This is a genomic window from Kitasatospora sp. NPDC004531, from assembly GCF_053602195.1.
In genome coordinates, this window is sequence record NZ_JBSGDD010000090.1 from 1 (window position 1) to 18903 (window position 18903).

Consider the following 18903-nt stretch of genomic DNA (forward strand, 5'->3'; position numbering starts at 1 on the left):
GCCGGAGGCGACCGACAGTGCGACTGGGGGTGGGGGGTGCGGGACTGAGAGGTCCGCTGCGCGGACTTGGGGGTGGTGGGTTCCCGGGGCGGGGGGTGGGGCGGGAGTCCATTAACCTTGAGGTGAGTTCTTGTGCCGTGAGAGAGAGGTTCGCCCCGTGGACAGTGCCGACCGAGCGTCGAGCAGCCCGGTCGTCGTCGCCATCGACGGACCTTCGGGGTCCGGGAAGTCGACGGTGTCGCGGGCGGTGGCCGCGCGGCTCGGGCTGAGCTTTCTGGATACCGGCGCCATGTACCGGGCGATGACCTGGTGGATGCTCGCCAACGGGGTGGACGTGGACGACCCGGAGGCGGTCGCGATCGCCTGCGCGAAGCCCGTCATCGTCTCCGGCACCGACGCCGCCGGCCCGACCATAACCGTGGACGGCCAGGACGTCTCCGGCCCGATCCGCGGCCCCGAGGTGACCGCCAAGGTCAGCGCGGTGGCGGCCGTTCCGGCGGTGCGGGCCCGGCTGGTGGAGCTGCAGCGCGGCTGCGCCTCGCACGCCGCGCGCGGCATCGTCGCCGAGGGCCGCGACATGGGCAGCGTGGTGTTCCCGGACGCCACCGTGAAGGTCTTCCTGACCGCGTCCGAGCGGGCCCGTGCCGAGCGTCGGGCCGCCGAGCTGCGGGCCAAGGGCCTGGACGAGGCGACGATCACCGCGATGGCCGCCGACCTGGCCCGCCGGGACGCGGCCGACTCCTCCCGCGAGACCGCCCCGCTGACCCGGGCCGCGGACGCGGAGCTGGTCGACACCAGCGAACTCACCCTCGACCAGGTGATCGGCACGATCACCGCGCTGGTCGAGGACCGGGCCGGCCTGACCGCCGCCTGATCCCCATCACCACCGAACGATCCGACCGCGCGAGATCCGCGCGGTTCGCGCTGCCCGCCGGGCAGGTACGCACGGTCCGCCCCTGGGAAGGGCCGGGCCGGGAAATGGAAGACGGAAACATGAGCAACGACACCACCGCCGCGCACGGCGAGCTCGGCGACGCCGAGTACGCCGAGTTCATGGCGCTGGCCGCCGAGGAGGGCTTCGACGCCTCCGAGGTCGACGCCGACCTGGACGGCCACGGCCCGATGCCGGTGCTGGCGATCGTCGGCCGCCCGAACGTCGGCAAGTCCACCCTGGTCAACCGCATCATCGGCCGCCGCGAGGCGGTCGTCGAGGACCGCCCCGGCGTGACCCGTGACCGGGTCAGCTACGAGGCGATGTGGGCCGGCCGCCGCTTCAAGGTGCTGGACACCGGCGGCTGGGAGATCGACGTCCTGGGCATCGACGCGATGGTCGCCGCGCAGGCCGAGCTCGGCATCGAGCAGGCCGACGCGGTGCTGTTCGTGGTCGACGCCACCGTCGGCGCCACCGACACCGACGACGCGCTGGTCAAGCTGATCCGCCGCTCCGGCAAGCCCGTGGTGCTGTGCGCCAACAAGGTGGACGGCCCGTCCACCGAGGCCGAGGCCGCGTACCTGTGGTCGCTGGGCCTGGGCGAGCCGTACCCCGTCTCCGCGCTGCACGGCCGCGGCTCCGGCGACCTGCTGGACGCCGTGCTGAAGGTGCTCCCGGAGGCCCCGCCGCAGCTGTTCGGCGACGGCCTGGCCCCCGGCGGCCCGCGCCGCGTCGCGCTGATCGGCCGCCCGAACGTCGGCAAGTCCAGCCTGCTGAACAAGGTCGCCGGCGAGGACCGCGTGGTCGTCAACGAGCTGGCCGGCACCACCCGCGACCCGGTCGACGAGATGATCGAACTCGGCGGCAAGACCTGGAAGTTCATCGACACCGCCGGCATCCGCCGCCGGGTCCACCTGACCTCCGGCGCCGACTTCTACGCCTCGCTGCGGACCTCCGCCGCGCTGGAGAAGGCCGAGGTCGCGGTCGTCCTGGTGGACGCCAGCGAGACGCTCGCCGAGCAGGACACCCGGATCATCTCGATGGCCGTCGAGGCCGGCCGCGCCGTCGTCATCGCCTACAACAAGTGGGACCAGCTCGACGAGGAGCGCCGCTTCTACCTGGAGCGCGAGATCGAGCGCGACCTGGTGCAGGTCCAGTGGGCGCCCCGGGTGAACGTCTCGGCGAAGACCGGGCGCCACATGGAGAAGCTCGTCCCCGCGATCGAGACCGCGCTGGCCGGCTGGGAGACCCGCATCCCCACCGCCCGCCTGAACGCCTTCCTGGGCGAGCTGGTCGCCGCGCACCCGCACCCGATCCGGGGCGGCAAGCAGCCGCGCGTCCTGTTCGGCACCCAGGCCGGCACCCGCCCGCCGCGGTTCGTGCTGTTCGCGTCCGGCTTCCTGGAGGGCGGCTACCGCCGCTTCATCGAGCGCCGCCTGCGCGAGGAGTTCGGCTTCGAGGGCACGCCGATCTCGATCTCGGTCCGGGTGCGCGAGAAGCGCAAGAAGAAGTAGGAACGCGACACGGCTGTGGGCCGCGGGCACCGGGGAGGTGCTGCCGCGGCCCACAGCCGTGTCCGGGCCTGTTCGCCCCCGGTCAGGCGTCCCGCCCCGGGGGCAGTGACAGGACGGAGCGGTGCCGCCCGCCCGCCGGGCCGGCCGCCGCGCCCGCCCCGGGCGGGACGGGGGCCTGGGCGGGAGGGGCCGGCGCGGGGGCCTGCGGAGGCGGGCCGAGGTAGCCGGACGCCACCCAGCCCTGGCCGTTCGCCTGCGCGGCGGAGCCGGGCGAGGGCACGAACTGCGGTGCGGCCGGGGCCGGTGCGGCGTACGCCTCGAAGGAGTGGTGCTGCGGGTAGGGGGCCGGCTCGCGCCGCTCCGCCGCCATCTCGCGGGGCGGGTGCTGGTCGCGCAGCTGGGGGTCGCGGAGCTGCGGATCGCGCGGGTGCTGCTCCCGCTGGAGCTGGTCGCGCGGGTGCTGGTCGCGCGGGTGCTGGTCGCGGACCGCGAAGCCGGTGAAGCGCAGCCCCTCCTCGCCGGAGCGGTCGCCCGGCAGGGCCCGGAACATCCGCCGGTATTCGGAGTACAGCGAGTCGTAGATCGGGGTGGCCGACACCGGGTGCTCCGCGTCGTACGACGGGCGCATGTTCGGGATCGACCGGCCGGCGGGGGACGGGGAGGGACGGCCGGTGGGGGCGAGATCGTAGCTGTACACGTAGGAGCCAACGAGCGAGACCGGCTTGGGATGCGGGGGCGCCGCCCCCAGTCCTAAGGCCGGGAGGTCGCCCAGGAGGTCCTCAACGCCCGCTCGGGCGAGTGTGGTTGACGGGGCGTCGGGCGAGCCGGTGGTGGCCGGGTCGTTCACGGGGTCGGTCATCGGCGTGCCCCCCGCTCAGGTGCCGGCCAGCGGCAGCATGCCCGCCGCGAGCACGCCGCGGGCGGCCGCCCGGTCGAGGGCGAGGCGCAGCAGGTCCTCGCGGGGCTGGCGGCCGACCGCGCCGGTCGGCACCGCGAACATGATCACCTCGGACTTGCGGGCCGCCGCCGCCCGCCAGGCCGGGGTGACCTGCAGCGCCTGGTGGGCCTGCCACCAGGCGGCCGAGCCGCCGCTCGCGGAGGGCTGCAGGATGGCGTGCAGCTGGCCCATCGCCATCAGCACCGACCAGCCGGCCCGCGGCCGCGCCGGCGCCTGGTTGACGTCCCGGACCACCTGGAAGCCGTGCTCGGTCAGCAACGGCAGGAACTCGTCCACGCCGCTCGCGCTGCCCGGCCGTCCGACCGGTCCGGTCGGCTCGATCACCAGCGCGGCGTGCTGGGTGTCGCCGCACAGCACGATCCCGCAGGTCACGCCGAGGACGGCGGGCTGCGGCCGGTCGGACGGCACCGGGGCGATCGGCTCCGGAATGTTCACCCGTGCGGGTGGCTCGGGTGCCGGCTGCCGGGCAAGCGGCTGCTGGGCGGGGAGCTGCTGGGCCGGCGACTGGGGCGGGCCGCTCCGGCTGATGGAGGCGACGGCGCCGCGCAGCTGCTGCTCGTCCACCGGCACCACCTGGGACGGGATGCACCGGGCGTGCGCGAAGGCCAGCACGGCGGTCTCCTCGCCGACGAACAGCACCGTGCTGGTGGGTTCGCGCAGCGAGTCGCCCGGTTGTCGGCACGAGGTGCAGTCGTACACGTCCGGGGCGTGGGCTCCCGCCAGCAGGCTGTCGGCCTCGTCGTCGCCGATCTCGGCGCGTACGTCCTCGCTCACCTCAAGCATGCGCGGCACAAAGACTCCTCGTTCTGCCCTGACTTCGGGTGCGCCCGGTCGGGGACCCTCCGGGTGCGCGGCGCGGGGCGCGCCGACCGCCTTTACCAACGGGAGGTTGTGGCTGGGGTCACGGGTGAGCCGCCGGGCGACGGGATTTGCGCGGCTTCTGACTGCTCTGTGTGTGCGCGGGGTCGCTAGCTGTCGACGCTGTGCCCGAGCTCACACGGGCCAAACTGTGACTGGGGCAATATTTTCAGCTCGGCCGATCTTGGGAAAAGCGGGCGAAACGGACATTTATCCTGCATTTACTTGATCGATACTCTCGGTAACCCCCTCTTGACCTGGGAAAACCCGAAACTGTTTGGTGGCCCGCACCCCTACTTCGTAGGTTCGTGGCCGGTGCAACGAGCACCTCCCGGGTTCACCCCCGACGCAACGGCCCGCCGGCTCACCCCGGAACCGGGCCCTGCGCCCACCGGCGCGACGGCAGCCAGCCGCCGCCGGGGATGCGGACAGGTGGCCGGGACGGCAGCGGTACGTCCGACACGTGCACGGCCGTCCAACGGACTTGGCGAGCGAATTCGGCCCTGGCGACAGGGCCTGGTTCCGCCTGCCCCTCCCGGGAATGTCGAGAGGAATCTCATGACTTTCCGTAACGAGACCGCCGCTGCCACCACCGCCTCCAAGCGCAACCGCGTCCGCGCGGCTGTCGTCGGCGGCGCCCTGCTCGCCGTCCCGGTGGCCGGCCTCGTCACGGCCACCTCGGCCTCCGCCGCCGACGTCGCGACCTGGGACAAGGTCGCGCAGTGCGAGTCCGGTGGCAACTGGTCCATCAACACCGGCAACGGCTTCTACGGTGGCCTGCAGTTCACCTCCTCCACCTGGGCCGCGTTCGGTGGCACCGCGTACGCCGCGCAGGCCAACCTGGCCACCAAGGCGCAGCAGATCGCCGTCGCCGAGAAGGTGCTCGCCTCCCAGGGCCCCGGCGCCTGGCCGGTGTGCTCCGTCAAGGCCGGTCTGACCAAGGGCGGCACCCCGGCCCAGGTCGACACCTCCGCCGGTTCCTCCTCGTCGACCTCCTCCTCGAAGTCGACCTCCTCGTCCTCGGCCTCCTCCTCGAAGTCGAACAGCGCTGCCGCGGACAACTCCGCCAAGGCCTCCCGCTCCGAGACCCGCGCGCAGGCCCCCAAGGCCCAGCAGAGCGCCCCCGCCGCCAAGCAGGACGCTCCGAAGCAGACCTGGAAGAACGCCAAGTCCGGCGCTGCGGCCAACACCGCCAAGGGCAAGACCTACACCGTCAAGTCCGGTGACACCCTGTCCAAGATCGCCGCCGGCCTGGGCGTCGACTGGCACAGCCTGTACAACAACAACACCGGTGTCGTCGGCGGCAACCCGAACCTGATCTTCCCGGGCCAGGTTCTGTCCGTCTGAGGCACCTTCGGAAGCACCGCTTCCCTGCGGGATCGCTGATCCCGTCCTGTCGGCGCGAAGCCGCCACCCCGGTGTTGGGGTGGCGGCTTCCGCCGTTTTCGCCCGTACGGGGGAGGTTCGGGGCTCAGGGGTTTGGTTTCAGCGGTGGGCGAGGGCGGCGCGGACGCTCGGGGTGACGGTGGCGGGCAGGCCGGCGGAGGGGTAGCGGCGCAGCAGGGCGGCCTCGACGTCCTCCGGGGCGACCGGCTTGCCGAGTTCGGTCTCGAAGGCGCGCAGGTAGTCGGCCGTCCAGGCGATCGGGGTGTGGTCCCGGGGCGGTTCCGGGGCGGCGGGGTGGCGGTGGCCCGGGACGGTGAGCTGCGGGTCGAGGGCGGCGATCTCGTCCAGCAGGTCGATCCACGCGGCGCGCTGGGCGGCGTACGGGGTGTCCGCGAGCCGCGGATGGACGTTCAGCCACAGCAGTGGACCGCCGAGCAGGGTGCGGCTGCGGTGCTCCCACACGTAGTGCCGGTCCGGCAGGCCGAGGGACGCGCCGCGCAGCTCCAGCCGGTGGTCCTCCAGCTCCACGGCGTCGTCGGCCGGCGGCTCGAAGGCGACCAGCCGGGTCGGGAGTTCCGGCCCCAGGCCCGCCCACTCGGCGCGCACGGCCCGGTGGTCGCGTTCGATCCGGGCCTGCACCGGCGCGGGCGCGACGAAACGGACCTCCGGGAACGCGTCGACCAGCGCCTCGCCCGCGAGCCAGTACTCCGGCGCGGCGTCCGGCACCAGCACGGCCTCCAGCTGCCGCCCCGAGGACGCCACCTCGTCGGCCAGTCGCCTGCCGTCCGCCAGCCGCAGGCCGGTGCCGAGCAGTACCGCCCGGTGCAGCCCGAGCACCAGCACCGCCACCTGGTGCGACGACTCCTCGGGAAGGTCCACCACCCGGAACTCCAGCGGATGCATCGCGCCTCCTCCGCCAACCGGCAACAGTCCTTCCCCCAGGGTGGGGCGGGACGGGGGGTGGCGCATGTGGGCGGCTGCGGGTTGTGGGGGTGGGGTGCCGGGGGCGGGGCTGGACGGGGTGGCGCGTGTGGGGCGTGGGATCGGGTCGGTGCGGGCGGGGGCTGTGCGGGGTCGGGTGGGAGCATGGAGGGGTGAGTGGTGGCGGGGTGTTCGCCGGGGAGCTGTTCGGGCGTGAGCGGGAGGAGCCGGCGCCCGGGGTGGTGCTGGTGCCCGGGTGGCTGGGGCCGGGGGAGCAGCGGGAGCTGGTCGCGGCGTGCCGGGAGTGGGCGCGTCCGGCGGGGATGCGGACGGTGACGCTGCCGACCGGCGGGGTGATGTCGGTGCGGACGGTGTGCCTGGGCTGGCACTGGTACCCGTACGGGTACGCGCGCACGGTGGTGGACGGTGACGGCGCGCCGGTGAAGGCGTTCCCGCCGCGGCTCGGCGCGCTGGCCCGGCGGGCGGTCGCGGAGGCGTACGGGGACGGGGACGGCGTCGGCGCGATCGCGGGCGCGGACGGCTTCGCGCCGGACGTCGCACTGGTCAACCACTACCCGCACGGCGCGAAGATGGGCCTGCACCGCGACCGCGAGGAGCGGGTGGACGCGCCAGTGGTGTCGCTGTCGCTGGGGGACAGCTGCGTGTTCCGGCTCGGCAACACCGAGACCCGGACCCGCCCGTGGACGGACCTGGAGCTCCGCAGCGGCGACCTGCTGGTGTTCGGCGGCCCGATGCGGTTCGCGTACCACGGCGTGGTGCGGACGCTGCCGGGCACGGCCGACCCGGAGCTGGGACTGGTGGGGCGGTTGAACATCACGGTGCGGCAGTCCGGTATGTCCGATCCGCCGTAGCGGCCGGGCCCCGGGGGCGTGCGGGCGTGCCGGAGGGCGGGAATTCCCGGCGGGCGCGGAGACTTGTGCTGGACGGACACGGCGTCCGGCGGCACACCCAGCCCCGCCCGGCCGCCCGGAGAGGGAGCGACATACATGGGAACCCCCGTCGACCAGCTCGTCGACCTGCTCGACCTGGAGCAGATCGAGCTGAACATCTTCCGCGGCCGCAGCCCCGAGGAGGCGCTGCAGCGCACCTTCGGCGGCCAGGTCGCCGGCCAGGCGCTGGTGGCGGCGGGCCGTACGGTCGACGAGGACCGGCCGGTGCACTCGCTGCACTCGTACTTCCTGCGCCCCGGCGTCCCCGGCGTCCCGATCGTCTACCAGGTGGACCGGATCCGCGACGGCCGCTCCTTCACCACCCGTCGGGTGCTGGCCATCCAGGGCGGGCGGTCGATCTTCGCGCTGACCGCGGACTTCCACAAGCCCGAACCCGGCGGCATCGAGCACCAGTTCCCGATGCCGGACGTCCCCGCCCCCGAGGACCTGCCGAGCGCGCTGGACGAGGTCGGCTCCCGGCTCGGCGAGCTGCCGCCGTTCATCAGCCGCCGCCAGCCGTTCGACATCCGGTACGTGGACCGGCTCAGGTGGACGCGCGAGGAGCTCGACGGCGTGGAGGCCCGCAGCGGCGTCTGGCTGAAGACCAACGGCGCCCTGCCCGACGACCCGCTGATCCACGTCTGCGCACTCACCTACGCCAGCGACATGACGCTGCTGGACGCCGTCCGCGCCCCCGTCGAACCCCTGTGGGGCGAACGGAACTTCGACATGGCCTCGCTCGACCACGCGATGTGGTTCCACCGCCCGTTCCGGGCCGACGACTGGCTGCTGTACCGGCAGGAGTCGCCGATCGCGCACGGCGCGCGCGGGCTGGCGCGGGGCGAAATCTACGACCGGAAGGGGCAGTTGGTGGTGTCCGTGATGCAGGAGGGCCTGTTCCGTCCACTCGCCGGGCGCTGAGCGCACCCGCGAACACCCCCGTCGTCCCTTCCGGCAATTGATGCAAGTGCCCGAACCAGAGCACCAGTTGGAGGCAGTCCGATGACCGACACCGCAGCCGAGGCGTGGCAGCACTGGACGGAGTCCCGGAGCGCCGCGGTGGGCGCCCCGCACGGCCCGCTGGCGCTGACCGGCACCCACTGGTTGGAGCCCGAACCGGCGAAGTTGCCCGGCCTGCCCGGAACTTGGTGGTCCGAGGACGGCGCGGTGTGCGCCGAACTCGCCGCCGGCGACGGCGTCCGACTCGAAGGCGAGCAGCAGGAGACGACCGGACGGGTCGTGCTGCGCCCCGACACCGACCCGGGCGCGCAGATCGCCGTGCTGGACGCGCTGCGCCTGGTCCCGATCGAGCGCGAGGGCGAGCTCGCCCTCCGCGTCTTCGACCCCGCCGCGCCGCGTCGGGCCTCGTTCGCCGGGATCTCGGTCTTCCCGTACGCCCCGGACTGGGCCGTGCCCGCCGTGTTCACCCCGTTCGAGTCCGGCGCGCAGGACGTGATGGTGGAGAACGCCGACGGCCGGGCCCGCCCGCTCACCGTCACCGGCCAGGTCGCCTTCACCCTGGCCGGGCAGCCGCACACGCTGACCGTCAGCGGCTCCGGCGGTCCGCTCAGTGGGGTGATCGCGGACGAGACGAGCGGCCGCGAGACCTACCGCTTCCGGTTCATCACGCTGCCCGCGCCGGACGCGGACGGGAACACCGTGCTCGACCTCAACCGGGCGTTCCTGCCGCCGTGCGCCTTCTCCGACCACTTCATCTGCCCGTTCCCGCCGCCCGGCAACCGGCTCACTGTCGCCGTGGAGGCCGGGGAACGGCAGGTCGTCACCGTCTGAGCCCGCGCTGTTCGTTCCGCCCGCCGTTTCCTGCCGTTCCCCGCCGTTCCCCGCCGCCAGGCCCCGGTGCTGTCCGCCGGGGCCTGCGGTGTCGGTGGGTGGCGGCAGGATCGGCGGTGTGATTGCTGTCGAGGACGTGATCGAGCGGGCCGGCCCCGAGGGCGCACTGCCGCTGCTGCCGCTGGCCGACTTCTTCACGGGCAACACCGTCGAGGATTCGCTGGCGCCCAACCAGTGGGGCTACGGCCGTCCGCCGCTGGCCGAGCTGGCGGCCGCGCTGGCCCGGATCGAGGCGCGGCCGGAGGTGGCCTGGGTGCGGGTCCAACTCCACCCGGAGACACTGGAGTTGGAGGAGCTGCTGGCCGAGGCCGTCGCCGTGTGCACCAGCGCCGACGCGGCGACGTGCGAGTCCTGGGCGGCCGGGTGGGAGTCCAGCGGGGTGGTGGACGGCCTGGTCGACGACTACCTGGAGGTTCCGCCGGTGCCGGCCGGAACGGCGGTCCTCTCCATCGTCTGGGATTGACGGACCCTCAAGTACTGTTCGGCATCCGGAAGTTGTGGTGTCGACGGCCGGGTGGAAAAGCGGATGACGGCTAGGTCCGGGCGCCCCTAGACTCGGCTCGCCGAAACACGCCCGGGCCGGACGGCCGGCCGGGCGCGCCGTGATGTGGAGAGGGAGGGACCAGTCGTGCGTAGCGCCGCTGCTGTCGTTCCCCCGTCGCGGTTCGAGGTGATCCTGGTGTCCTCGGCAGGCCGGCGCCCGCTGCGCGGCTGGCGCCGGTAAGGACCGCGAGCTCCACCCAACCACCCATCTCCGCACGCCCGTTGTGGGCGCCCTCCGGTCGCGTCGCCGTGTCCGCGGGCTGTCTGTGGATGCGTGCGCGCGTGCATCGTGTCGCGCTGCGCCGGGGGCGGGTGGGACGGCTCGTGCTGTGCCGTGAATCGCGCTGCCCACTCCAGGACCGAATTCCGAAAGGCACCGGGCCCATGCGCACCGACCTCACCCTTCCCGTTTCCGCCCTCGCGGCGGCCACCGTCCGCAACCTCGGCATCCTCGCGCACGTGGACGCCGGCAAGACCACCGTCACCGAGCGCATCCTGTTCCTGACAGGCGAGACCCACCGTCGCGGCGAGGTGCACGAAGGCACCACTGTCACCGACTGCCACCCGCAGGAGCGCGACCGCGGCATCACCATCTTTGCGGCGGCGGTGAGTTGCGACTGGGAGGGGCACCGGCTGAACCTGATCGACACGCCCGGGCACGTGGACTTCGCCGACGAGGTGGAACGTTCGCTGCGGGTACTGGACGGCGCGGTGGCGGTGTTCGACGCCGTCGCGGGAGTCGAGCCGCAGAGCGAGTCGGTGTGGCGGCAGGCGGACCGGCACGGCGTGCCCCGGATCGCGTTCGTCAACAAGATGGACCGGCCGGGTGCGGACCTGGACGCGGCGGTCGCGTCGATCCGGGAGCGGCTCCACCCGGCGCCGCTGGCCGTGCAGCTGCCGATCGGCCGGGAGGGCGACTTCACGGGCGTGATCGACCTGCTCCGGATGCGCGCGCTCACCTGGCCGGACGGCGCGGACGGCATCCAAGTCGTCGACATTCCACCGGAGTTGGCAGCGGAGGCGGAACGCCGACGGCAGGCGCTGGTGGAGGCGGTGGCCGAACTGCACCCGGCGGCGCTGGAGGAGTACTGCGCCACCGGCACCCTCGGCGCGGACGCCCTCGCGGGTGCGCTGCGCCAACTCACCGCCGACGGACAGGCGGTGGTGGTGCTGTGCGGCTCCGCGTACCGCAACCGCGGGATCGAGCCGCTGCTCGACGCGGTGACGGCGTACCTGCCCTCGCCGCTGGACGTCCCGCCGGTGCGCGGCGACTGGCAGGGCACCGTCCAGGAGCGCCCGGCCGACAGTGAACAGCCGTTGGCCGCACTGATGTTCAAGGTGAACGCGAGCACCACCGGCCGCGTCAGCAGCCTGCGGATCTACTCCGGCACCCTGCGGAAGGGGGACACCGTGCTCGACGCGCGCACCGGACGCACCGAGCGGATCGCCCGCATCCTGCGGGTGCAGGCCGACCGGCACACCGAGACCGACACGGCGGTGGCCGGCGACATCGTCGCCGTGATCGGGCCCAAGGTCGCCCGGGCCGGCAGCACACTGTGCGCGCCCGGCGCGCCGCTGGTGCTCGAACCGGCGGTCGCCGCCGACCCGGTGGTGACCATCGCGGTCGAGGCCCGCCGTTCGGCGGACACCGAGCGGCTGGCGGCGGCCCTGTTCCGGCTCGCCGAGGAGGACCCGTCGCTGGTGGTCGGGACCGACCCGGAGAGCGGGCAGCGGGTGCTGTCCGGCCTCGGCGAACTGCACCTGGAGGTGGCGGTCGAGTCGCTCCGCCGCGCCGGGCTGGAGGTCACCGTCGGCCGGCCGCGGGTCGCCTACCGCGAGACGCTCTCCCGCGCGGTCGCCGGACTCGTCCTGCGGCACATCAAACAGGACGGCGGCGCAGGGCAGTTCGCGCACATCGTGGTCGACGTCGAACCGCTCGGCGAACCCGGCACGGACGGCTTCGAGTTCCGCTCCGCCGTCACCGGCGGGCGGGTCCCGCAGGAGTTCGTGCAGGCCGTCGAGGCGGGCTGCCGGGACGCCCTCGTGGACGGCCCGCTGGGCCACCCGGTCACCGGGGTCCGGGTCACCCTCACCGACGGGGCGACCCACGTCAAGGACTCCTCCGACCTGGCGTTCCGCACCGCCGGACGGCTCGCCCTGCGCGAGGCGCTGCGGCGCGGCGGCCCGGTCCTGCTGGAGCCCGTCGTCGACGTCACCGCCACCGTCCCGCCGGACAGCGTCGGCGGCGTCCTCGGCGACCTCTCCGCCCGGCGCGGCCGCGTCCACGGCTCCGCACCGCGCGGCGCCCTCGGCGCGGTCCTGACCGCCACCGTCCCGCTGGCCGAACTCTTCGGCTACGCAGGCGCGTTGCGCAGTCGCACCCAGGGCCGCGGCACCTTCACCACCCGCCCGGCCGGCTACGCGCCGGCGCCGCGCGCGCAGCAGTGACGGCTCGGCCCCACCTCCTGCCTCGGGGTGGGGCCGAGCTGCCGTGCTACTGCTGCGCGGGGCGGCCCCGGCGGGCGCGGACCAGGTCGTGGACCGTGCGGGCCACCTCCTCGGGCGGCTGGTGCTCCCAGAAGCGGAGGACCGTCCAGCCTTCGGCGGTGAGGTGGTCGGTGGTCTCGCGGTCCCGGGTGATGTTGCGGTCGAGCTTGGTGCGCCACCACTCGGCGTTCGCCTTGGGGCTGGTGGTGTGCTCCGGGCAGCCGTGCCAGAAGCAGCCGTCCAGGAAGACCGCGACGCGCGGGCCGAGGAACAGGATGTCCACCGTCCGGCGCGGCATGCCCGGGACCCGGGCGTTGACCCGGTAGCGCAGGCCCGAGGCGTACAGCAGGCGTCGGACCGCGAGCTCCTGGGCGGTGTCCCGGGAGGACTGCCGGCTCATCCGGGCGGCGACGGACGGCGAGGACGCGGTGGGGGGCATGCCGCCAGTATCGGCCGGCCCGCCGACAGCCGCCGCAGCGGCGTTCCGGGCCGGGCGGCGACAGTCGTCCACGGGCCTGGCCCGGGCCCGGCCCGACGCGGCTGCCGCTGTCCGGCCTGACGCGGCTGCCGGTGTCCGGGGCTTCGTGCTCGGCGGTGTCGGCCAGGACGGTGCCCAGGCCGGTGCGGGCTTCCGGCACTGGCCGGCCCGGGGCCTGCCCGCCGCCCTCACCGGCTCGGCCGCACCTCGCCGGCGGGCATCGCGTACGGCGCTCAAGTCACCGGCCTGCCGGACCACTTGGGCCACGTGCCGCACCGTTGCCGGATCACCGTCCATGCGCCGGATACGCCGAGCCCGACTCCGCCGGTGCGCGCCGTGTTCTCGACGGCCGGAGCGTGCCGGCTTCCGGGCCCCGGGATTCGCCGGCCCGCAGGCGAGTCGACTGCCTGCGGGCCGAACTCCGTTGGCCGGGCGGTCAGTTCATCGAGATCAGGTGCAGGCCGCCGTCGGACTCCAGGACGGTGCCGGTGAGGTTGCGGTTGGTGGCGGCGAGGGTCACCGTCTCCGCGACGTCGTCCGCGGTCGCGATCCGGCGGACCGGCAACTGGGCGGCGGCGTGGGCGAAGTAGGCGTCCCGGGTCTCCTGCGGCATGCCGTCCCACCACGGGGTGGCGACCAGGCCGGGGGAGACCGCGTTGACCCGGCGCGGGGCGAGTTCGACCGCGAGCGGGCGGATCATGGACTCCAGCGCGCCGTTCACCGCGGCCAGTCCGGCCGCGCCCGGGACGGCCGTCCGGGCCGAGACCGCGGTGACCAGGGTGATCGACCCGTCCTCGGTCAGGTGCGGCAGCGCGGCCTGGATCGTCGTCAACTGCCCCCAGAACTTGGCCTCGAACGCGCGCCGCAGCACGGCCAGGTCGAGCTCGGCGAACGGCCCCGCCCCCTCGGCACCGCTGAGGGCGACCACCAGCCAGTCGAACGTTCCCACCGTGCGAAGGACCTCGGCGATCTGCTCGCGGTCGCCGCCGTCCGCGCGGTGGCCGACCAGGCCCGGGTCGCTCACCGCGAGGTCCTCCAGGCGCTCCTTGCTCCGGCCCACCACGTGCACCGTCGTCCCCTGTGCGCGCAGCCGGCGCGCGGTGGCCAGCCCGATGCCCGAGGTGCCGCCGACCACCAGTGCAGTGCGCTCACTCATCCGTGCCATCTCCCCTGTGCCAGTCGATGCGGGGTGTACGGGTCGAACGGGTCGAACCCGCCGGTCCGCAGCGCATCGCATAATTCGAACCGTGACGTCTCGTCTCGAATTACGGTAGCGTGCTGGGTGTGATCGAGCAAGCAGAGTCCGCCACCGCCGTCGAGCCGACAGTCCCCGGGTCGGCCACCCCCGTGCGGCCGGGGCGCCGTCGGAGCGAGGAGAGTCGGCAGGCGATCCTGGCCGCCGCGTTCGAACTGCTCGGCGAGGTCGGCTACGCCCGTCTCACCGTCGAAGGCATCGCCGCCCGCGCCGGCGCCGGCAAGCAGACCGTCTACCGCTGGTGGCCCGGCAAGGCCGACGTCCTGCTCGAAGCCGTCGTCGCCCACGCCCGGCAGCACATCGCCCTGCCCGAGACCGGCGACCACACCGCCGACCTGCGGACCTTCCTCTCCGCGACCTTCGCCGCCGCCACCCCGCGCACCGCCGACGCGCTGCGCGCCCTCATCGCCGAGGCGCAGATCGACCCCGCCTTCGGCGAACGCTTCCGCGAGACCCTGCTCCGCCCCCGCCGCGAAGCCCTCGCCACCCTCCTCGACCGCGCCCGCGCCGCCGGCCGCCTCGCCCCCCACCTCACCACCCCCACCGCCGTCGACCTCGCCTTCGGAGCCCTCTGGTACCGCCTCCTCGGCACCGGCGACCCCCTCGACGACGACCTCGCCGACCTCCTCACCCACACCCTCCTGCGCTGACCCCCCACCCACCCCGCCCCCGCGGCCCGAAACCTGGCAGCGAGCACCCCCCGACGTGCTGTATTGTTTTCCACGTCGCCGGGAAACACCGGGGACAAGGTCAGAAAGCCAAGAGGCCCACCGGGCAACTCGGCAGCCGACCACGGGACGTGGCGCAGCTTGGTAGCGCACTTGACTGGGGGTCAAGGGGTCGCAGGTTCAAATCCTGTCGTCCCGACCGCGATTTTTCGCAGGTCGGAGGCCGTTTCCACTGAGAAGTGGGGGCGGCCTTTTTCGTGTCCTCCAGGGCTTGTGAGTGCATTGTGAGATCCGAGGCGCTCGGTCGTGTCGACTGGTTGGGCTGATTGCCGGTCAGGCTGCCTTTCGCAGGTTGTTCTCCGTGATGGTGAGTTGGTTGTGGGTGCGGGGGATGTGTGTGCTGGGAGTCGTCTTCAAAGGGTCAGATCCAGAGCAGGATTGAGGCGATGGTGACGGTGGCCTGGTAGGACTCGCGGGTCTTGTCGTAGCGGGTGGCCAGGCCGCGCCATTGCTTGAGGCGGTTGAAGCAGCGCTCGACGACGTTGCGCAGACGGTAGGCCGCCCGGTCGAACACCGGTGGGCGGCCGCCGCGTCGGCCCCGGTTCAGCCGGCCCAGGACCTGGTCGGCACTCGGCAGGAACCGCGACAGCGCCGCCCACTCGGCATCCGAAAGCTCATGACGACGAATCTCGAACGACATGATCCCCCATCGCTTGATCCACTTTGAAGACGACTCCTAGGTGGTACTGCGGCTCTTCAGGCTTGCTGGAGCTGCGACTCGCGAGGCCGGTCGTTCGATGCTGGATCCTCGCGTTGCGGCCGCCCCTGCAGGTGGTTGAGGATCGGGCCGGTCGAGAGCGTCGTGAGGACGGCCATCGCGACCAGCAGGCTGTAGGAGGAATTGTTCAGCAAACCTGCCTGGCGTCCGGCTGTGAGAACAATCAGCTCGGTGAGGCCGCGGGTGTTCATCAGCGCTCCCAGAACAGCGGCTTCGCGTGGCCGCAGGCCGGACAGCCTAGCTGCCACCATGGTTCCTGCGACCTTCCCCACCACAGCGATCGTGAGTAGCACCAACAGCTGTACCAGCTGGGTGGCCCGCAGGACAGAGAGGTCGACCTGCCAGCCCGCCACCACGAAGTAGACGGGCATCAGCAGGCCCAGGCCGAGTCCCTCGGCGCTCTCCCGGACCGATTTCTGTGCGTACTCCCCCTCCGAGCCGCGGAGGCCGGACAGAGCGATGCCGAAGAGGAAGGCGCCGAGGACGAAGTGCAGGCCCATCCACTCAGTGGCGGCGGCGGAGGCCAGTAGGCCGGTCAGGGTGACAACCGGGTTCAGCAGGCCGGGGCGCTGCCGAATCAGGCGGCGCAGCAACGGCGTACAGGTGGCCATCACAGCCGCGTATGGGAGTAACAAGAGCAGGCGCCACGGCTGCTGGCCGCCTGCGCCGAGGGCCAGCACACCGGCCAGCAGTACCCAGGCCAACAGGTCGCAGAAGGCCGCTCCAGCCAGAGCGAGCTGGCCGAGTGGGTGGTGGGTCATGCCGCGGCCGTCCAGGATCCTGGCCAGTACCGGGAAGGCCGTGACCGAGAGGGCCAGTCCCATGAAGAGGCGGGCTCCGAGCGGGGTGGCGTCCGGTGTCGCAGTGTCCCACCAGGTGCCGAGGGAGGCCCCCAGCGCGAAGGGCAGAGCGATCGAGCCGAGCCCGATGCCGAGGGCGGCACGCCGGGCCGGGTTGTCGCCACTCTGGCGGAACTCCAGGCCGGTGACGAACATGAACAGAATGATCCCCAGGTTCGCGAACGCGATCAGGAAACCGCGCACCTCTCCAGGGAAGAGCGCCTTCGCGACGGCGCCGTGCAGCACAGTGGGACCGAGCAGGATTCCCATCACAACCTCGCCGATGACTGCGGGCTGGCCGAACCGGCGGGCGAGCGAGCCCGCCGCCCGGGCCAGGATCGCGATCAGTGCCAGGTCGAGCAGGAAGATGACGATGGTGTTGCTGGTCATGCCTTCTGGCCGTCCTTGTATGTGTCAGCGGCCGCGCCCCGGCGCGCGGGGCACCGGGGCACGGCAGGGAGGCTCGTGTCAGGCCTTGTTGACTGCGCGAGCCGCCTCGGCCTCCGGGTTGTCCCACCAGCGGTCGTTGCCCACCAACTCCTTCGCCAGGTCGCGCTCGGCGGCCCAGGTCATGTTCAGGATGGTCCGGGTCGAGTCTTCGCTCAGGGGTACGGTGCGGTGCAGCGTGGTGTCGGTGCGCAGCAGGTACAGGTCGCCGGACTCCAGCCCGTGAGTGTTGATCTCGCGCTCGCAGAGCGTCTGGTTGATCCGCGGGTTGCTCTTGTCCCAGTGGGTGTGCGGCACCGCCTGAAGCATTCCGCCACACTCGACAGGCGGCATTCGCAGCGCCCAGATCAGTGCGAAGCTGTAGTCGCCCCAGTGCCAGCCGTGAGTGTCGGACATGAACTCCTGATGAGTAATCAGGTAGCGCTCGTCGTCGGAGACCTGCGGGAAGATCTCCTCCCGGGTGATGCCGGCCAGGAAACCGAGTAGCACCTGGGAGCGGGACAGCGTACGGATGAGTTCACTCTTCTCGATCTCTTCGCTCTTGACCACACTCATCCGGCGGGGCGTATTGCCAGTTGTGCTGAGCAGCAGGTTGCGGCGCTCCTTGTGCTGCTCGATCAACAGGTCGCTCTCCTCGCGGATCGCGGTCTGCAACTCGTCCGGCACGAGCCGGTTGGCGGCGTCGAACTTGACGAAGCCGAAGCGCTGGAAGCGGTCGGCGAGCCGAGCCACGGACTCGGGGGTGTATCGCTCGGCCAGGAACTTGGCCAGGACCTCGTCGATCTGCTGAACGTCCATGAGAGTGCTCTCCTTCAGGTGGTGGTGGGAACGGGCAGGCTTGGGCCGGGCCGAGGGCCCCGGATGTTCCAGGTGAGGATCGCGGACAGGACCGCGATCACCGGGATGGCGCAGAGCGCCGTCATGCTGCTGGCCTCAGCCGCGGCCCAGGCGCCGATGGCCGCGCCGGCCTGCGTGAGGCTGCTCAGCCAGGACTGGGTCTCGGCGGCGTTCCCCTCGGGGGCCAGGTCGCCGCCTGCGGTGAACAGCGCGCCGAAGGTCGAGCCGTAGGCGAGACCGGCGATCGGACTGGCCAGCGTCATGGCAAGGGGGGACACCTGCGAAGTGGCCGCCAGCAGAGCGACACCCCCCGCGAAGACCCCGATCAGAACCGAGAGCTTGGGCCCCCCGGCCAGCAGGCCGGGGACGGCTCCAAGGGCGAGGCTGCCGATGATGCTTCCGACCGAGAGCAAGGCGATCTGGACGCCGATGTAGCCGGCGGTGCCCTGCTCGACGTTGAGCACGGAGACGACCACGTCGATCGCGGTGATCATGCCGCTGAACGCCGCATGGGCGATCAGTAGCCGACGAAGTGGAGCCGAGCGCAGTGGGCCGGCCCAATGCCCGCCGGCGCGGCGGGCGGGCAACGAGGCGTTCGGGAGGCTGAGCACCAGGAGGACCGCGGTCAGTGTCAGTGCCCCATAGAGCGCGAACGCCAGTTCACCCGATAGGTTGAGGCACAGCCAGGCTGCCAGGGCCGGGCCGGCGATGTGTACGACGTCGCTGGTCGCGGCGTCGAGTGCCATCGCGGTGACCAGTTGCCGTTCACCTGCCAGCACTCGCCAGAGCGTGCGCATCATGATGCCCACTGGTGGTACGGCGACCCCACTGACCGCAGCCAGGCCCAGTAGGAGCGGGGCTGGTCCGCGGGCCGAGGCCACCACGGTCAGCAGCCCGAGCGCGACCAGATAGAGCACCAGGCAGCCGATCAGGATCGGCCGGTAGGGATACCGGTCCATCAGTCGGCCGCGGACCGGGGCGGACAGCCCCTGGCCGACCGCCATGCAACTGATCGCCAGGCCACCTGTCGCGTACGAGTAGCGCGGTCCGAGATAGAGCAACAGGCTCAGTGAAACCATAGTGAGCGGCAGCTTTGACATCAGGCTGGCGGTCAGCATGCGGCTGACCCCGGGGACCACCAGGAGCTCCCGGTATCCGGCGGACAGCCGTCGCAGCCGCGCGCGCCGGCCAGAGCGGGGGGC

17 protein-coding genes, 1 tRNA gene and 1 pseudogene are annotated in these 18903 nt (G+C 72.7%); 10 read left to right on the plus strand and 9 right to left on the minus strand.

What is annotated here, in order from left to right; translation table 11 throughout:
* Positions 1-157 precede the first annotated feature (157 nt).
* Together cmk and der are read left to right on the plus strand one after the other, a co-directional pair.
* Complete coding sequence (gene cmk / locus ACWEMJ_RS27665) at positions 158-874, plus strand: (d)CMP kinase (RefSeq protein ID WP_452139852.1); 717 nt, start codon at positions 158-160, stop codon at positions 872-874.
* A 119-nt stretch (positions 875-993) separates the two neighbouring features.
* On the plus strand, positions 994-2445 hold the full coding sequence (gene der, locus ACWEMJ_RS27670; RefSeq protein WP_452139853.1) for a ribosome biogenesis GTPase Der: 1452 nt from the start codon (positions 994-996) through the stop codon (positions 2443-2445).
* An 82-nt stretch (positions 2446-2527) separates the two neighbouring features.
* Here der and ACWEMJ_RS27675 read toward each other — a convergent pair whose 3' ends face one another.
* Complete coding sequence (locus tag ACWEMJ_RS27675) at positions 2528-3304, minus strand: hypothetical protein (RefSeq protein WP_452139854.1); 777 nt, start codon at positions 3302-3304, stop codon at positions 2528-2530.
* Between the two features lie 15 nt (positions 3305-3319).
* A complete protein-coding gene (locus ACWEMJ_RS27680; protein ID WP_452139855.1) occupies positions 3320-4186 on the minus strand; it encodes a hypothetical protein in 867 nt (288 codons plus the stop codon).
* 633 nt (positions 4187-4819) lie between these two features.
* On the opposite strand from ACWEMJ_RS27680, the gene ACWEMJ_RS27685 reads away from it, so the two are divergent.
* Positions 4820-5608: a transglycosylase family protein gene (locus tag ACWEMJ_RS27685; RefSeq protein ID WP_452139856.1), complete on the plus strand. Its 789-nt coding sequence runs from the start codon at positions 4820-4822 to the stop codon at positions 5606-5608.
* Between the two features lie 138 nt (positions 5609-5746).
* Here the strand turns inward: ACWEMJ_RS27685 and ACWEMJ_RS27690 are convergent, their stop codons facing one another.
* Positions 5747-6550, minus strand: a complete 804-nt coding sequence (locus tag ACWEMJ_RS27690; RefSeq protein ID WP_452139857.1) for an MBL fold metallo-hydrolase — start codon at positions 6548-6550, stop codon at positions 5747-5749.
* A 191-nt stretch (positions 6551-6741) separates the two neighbouring features.
* Here ACWEMJ_RS27690 and ACWEMJ_RS27695 point away from each other — a divergent pair, with 191 nt between their 5' ends.
* The 5 genes from ACWEMJ_RS27695 to fusA all read left to right on the plus strand — a co-directional run bounded on the left by ACWEMJ_RS27695 (position 6742) and on the right by fusA (position 12360).
* The gene (locus tag ACWEMJ_RS27695; protein ID WP_452139858.1) at positions 6742-7440 is read left to right on the plus strand and encodes an alpha-ketoglutarate-dependent dioxygenase AlkB family protein; all 699 of its coding nucleotides are present in this window, start codon (positions 6742-6744) and stop codon (positions 7438-7440) included.
* A 135-nt stretch (positions 7441-7575) separates the two neighbouring features.
* Entirely contained in the window at positions 7576-8439 is an 864-nt protein-coding gene (locus tag ACWEMJ_RS27700; RefSeq protein WP_452139859.1) for an acyl-CoA thioesterase, read from the plus strand.
* Positions 8440-8520: 81 nt separating this feature from the next.
* The gene (locus ACWEMJ_RS27705; RefSeq protein ID WP_452139860.1) at positions 8521-9309 is read left to right on the plus strand and encodes a DUF1684 domain-containing protein; all 789 of its coding nucleotides are present in this window, start codon (positions 8521-8523) and stop codon (positions 9307-9309) included.
* A 118-nt stretch (positions 9310-9427) separates the two neighbouring features.
* Positions 9428-9832 (plus strand): hypothetical protein, encoded by a 405-nt coding sequence (locus ACWEMJ_RS27710; RefSeq protein WP_452139861.1) that lies wholly within the window; start codon positions 9428-9430, stop codon positions 9830-9832.
* Between the two features lie 464 nt (positions 9833-10296).
* Positions 10297-12360 (plus strand): elongation factor G, encoded by a 2064-nt coding sequence (fusA, locus tag ACWEMJ_RS27715; RefSeq protein ID WP_452139862.1) that lies wholly within the window; start codon positions 10297-10299, stop codon positions 12358-12360.
* A 46-nt stretch (positions 12361-12406) separates the two neighbouring features.
* Here fusA and ACWEMJ_RS27720 read toward each other — a convergent pair whose 3' ends face one another.
* Together ACWEMJ_RS27720 and ACWEMJ_RS27725 are read right to left on the minus strand one after the other, a co-directional pair.
* The gene (locus tag ACWEMJ_RS27720; protein WP_452139863.1) at positions 12407-12838 is read right to left on the minus strand and encodes a very short patch repair endonuclease; all 432 of its coding nucleotides are present in this window, start codon (positions 12836-12838) and stop codon (positions 12407-12409) included.
* Positions 12839-13313: 475 nt separating this feature from the next.
* Positions 13314-14033: an SDR family oxidoreductase gene (locus tag ACWEMJ_RS27725; RefSeq protein ID WP_452139864.1), complete on the minus strand. Its 720-nt coding sequence runs from the start codon at positions 14031-14033 to the stop codon at positions 13314-13316.
* Positions 14034-14161: 128 nt separating this feature from the next.
* On the opposite strand from ACWEMJ_RS27725, the gene ACWEMJ_RS27730 reads away from it, so the two are divergent.
* Both ACWEMJ_RS27730 and ACWEMJ_RS27735 read left to right on the plus strand, forming a co-directional pair.
* On the plus strand, positions 14162-14782 hold the full coding sequence (locus ACWEMJ_RS27730; RefSeq protein ID WP_452139865.1) for a TetR/AcrR family transcriptional regulator: 621 nt from the start codon (positions 14162-14164) through the stop codon (positions 14780-14782).
* A gap of 143 nt (positions 14783-14925) precedes the next feature.
* Positions 14926-14999: transfer RNA gene (locus tag ACWEMJ_RS27735), tRNA-Pro, on the plus strand.
* A 222-nt stretch (positions 15000-15221) separates the two neighbouring features.
* Here ACWEMJ_RS27735 and ACWEMJ_RS27740 read toward each other — a convergent pair.
* The 4 genes and pseudogenes from ACWEMJ_RS27740 to ACWEMJ_RS27755 all read right to left on the minus strand — a co-directional run.
* Positions 15222-15368: pseudogene (locus ACWEMJ_RS27740) on the minus strand (transposase); the annotation flags it as partial.
* 188 nt (positions 15369-15556) lie between these two features.
* Positions 15557-16807 carry a cation:proton antiporter gene (locus ACWEMJ_RS27745; protein ID WP_452139866.1) on the minus strand — a complete coding sequence of 417 codons (1251 nt, stop codon included), beginning with the start codon at positions 16805-16807 and terminating at the stop codon, positions 15557-15559.
* Positions 16808-16885: 78 nt separating this feature from the next.
* The gene (locus ACWEMJ_RS27750; protein ID WP_452139867.1) at positions 16886-17662 is read right to left on the minus strand and encodes a HalD/BesD family halogenase; all 777 of its coding nucleotides are present in this window, start codon (positions 17660-17662) and stop codon (positions 16886-16888) included.
* A 14-nt stretch (positions 17663-17676) separates the two neighbouring features.
* Positions 17677-18819 (minus strand): MFS transporter, encoded by a 1143-nt coding sequence (locus ACWEMJ_RS27755; RefSeq protein ID WP_452139868.1) that lies wholly within the window; start codon positions 18817-18819, stop codon positions 17677-17679.
* Positions 18820-18903 lie beyond the last annotated feature (84 nt).

What these genes read in the sequence shown, in the direction of transcription:
- ACWEMJ_RS27720 (WP_452139863.1), bottom strand. Translation starts at nt 12,838, where the DNA reads ATGCCCCCCACCGCGTCCTCGCCGTCCGTCGCCGCCCGGATGAGCCGG.
- ACWEMJ_RS27750 (WP_452139867.1), bottom strand. Translation starts at nt 17,662, where the DNA reads ATGGACGTTCAGCAGATCGACGAGGTCCTGGCCAAGTTCCTGGCCGAG.
- fusA (WP_452139862.1), top strand. Translation starts at nt 10,297, where the DNA reads ATGCGCACCGACCTCACCCTTCCCGTTTCCGCCCTCGCGGCGGCCACC.
- ACWEMJ_RS27705 (WP_452139860.1), top strand. Translation starts at nt 8,521, where the DNA reads ATGACCGACACCGCAGCCGAGGCGTGGCAGCACTGGACGGAGTCCCGG.
- ACWEMJ_RS27685 (WP_452139856.1), top strand. Translation starts at nt 4,820, where the DNA reads ATGACTTTCCGTAACGAGACCGCCGCTGCCACCACCGCCTCCAAGCGC.
- ACWEMJ_RS27700 (WP_452139859.1), top strand. Translation starts at nt 7,576, where the DNA reads ATGGGAACCCCCGTCGACCAGCTCGTCGACCTGCTCGACCTGGAGCAG.
- ACWEMJ_RS27725 (WP_452139864.1), bottom strand. Translation starts at nt 14,033, where the DNA reads ATGAGTGAGCGCACTGCACTGGTGGTCGGCGGCACCTCGGGCATCGGG.
- ACWEMJ_RS27680 (WP_452139855.1), bottom strand. Translation starts at nt 4,186, where the DNA reads ATGCTTGAGGTGAGCGAGGACGTACGCGCCGAGATCGGCGACGACGAG.
- ACWEMJ_RS27690 (WP_452139857.1), bottom strand. Translation starts at nt 6,550, where the DNA reads ATGCATCCGCTGGAGTTCCGGGTGGTGGACCTTCCCGAGGAGTCGTCG.
- ACWEMJ_RS27755 (WP_452139868.1), bottom strand. Translation starts at nt 18,819, where the DNA reads ATGCTGACCGCCAGCCTGATGTCAAAGCTGCCGCTCACTATGGTTTCA.
- ACWEMJ_RS27745 (WP_452139866.1), bottom strand. Translation starts at nt 16,807, where the DNA reads ATGACCAGCAACACCATCGTCATCTTCCTGCTCGACCTGGCACTGATC.
- ACWEMJ_RS27675 (WP_452139854.1), bottom strand. Translation starts at nt 3,304, where the DNA reads ATGACCGACCCCGTGAACGACCCGGCCACCACCGGCTCGCCCGACGCC.
- der (WP_452139853.1), top strand. Translation starts at nt 994, where the DNA reads ATGAGCAACGACACCACCGCCGCGCACGGCGAGCTCGGCGACGCCGAG.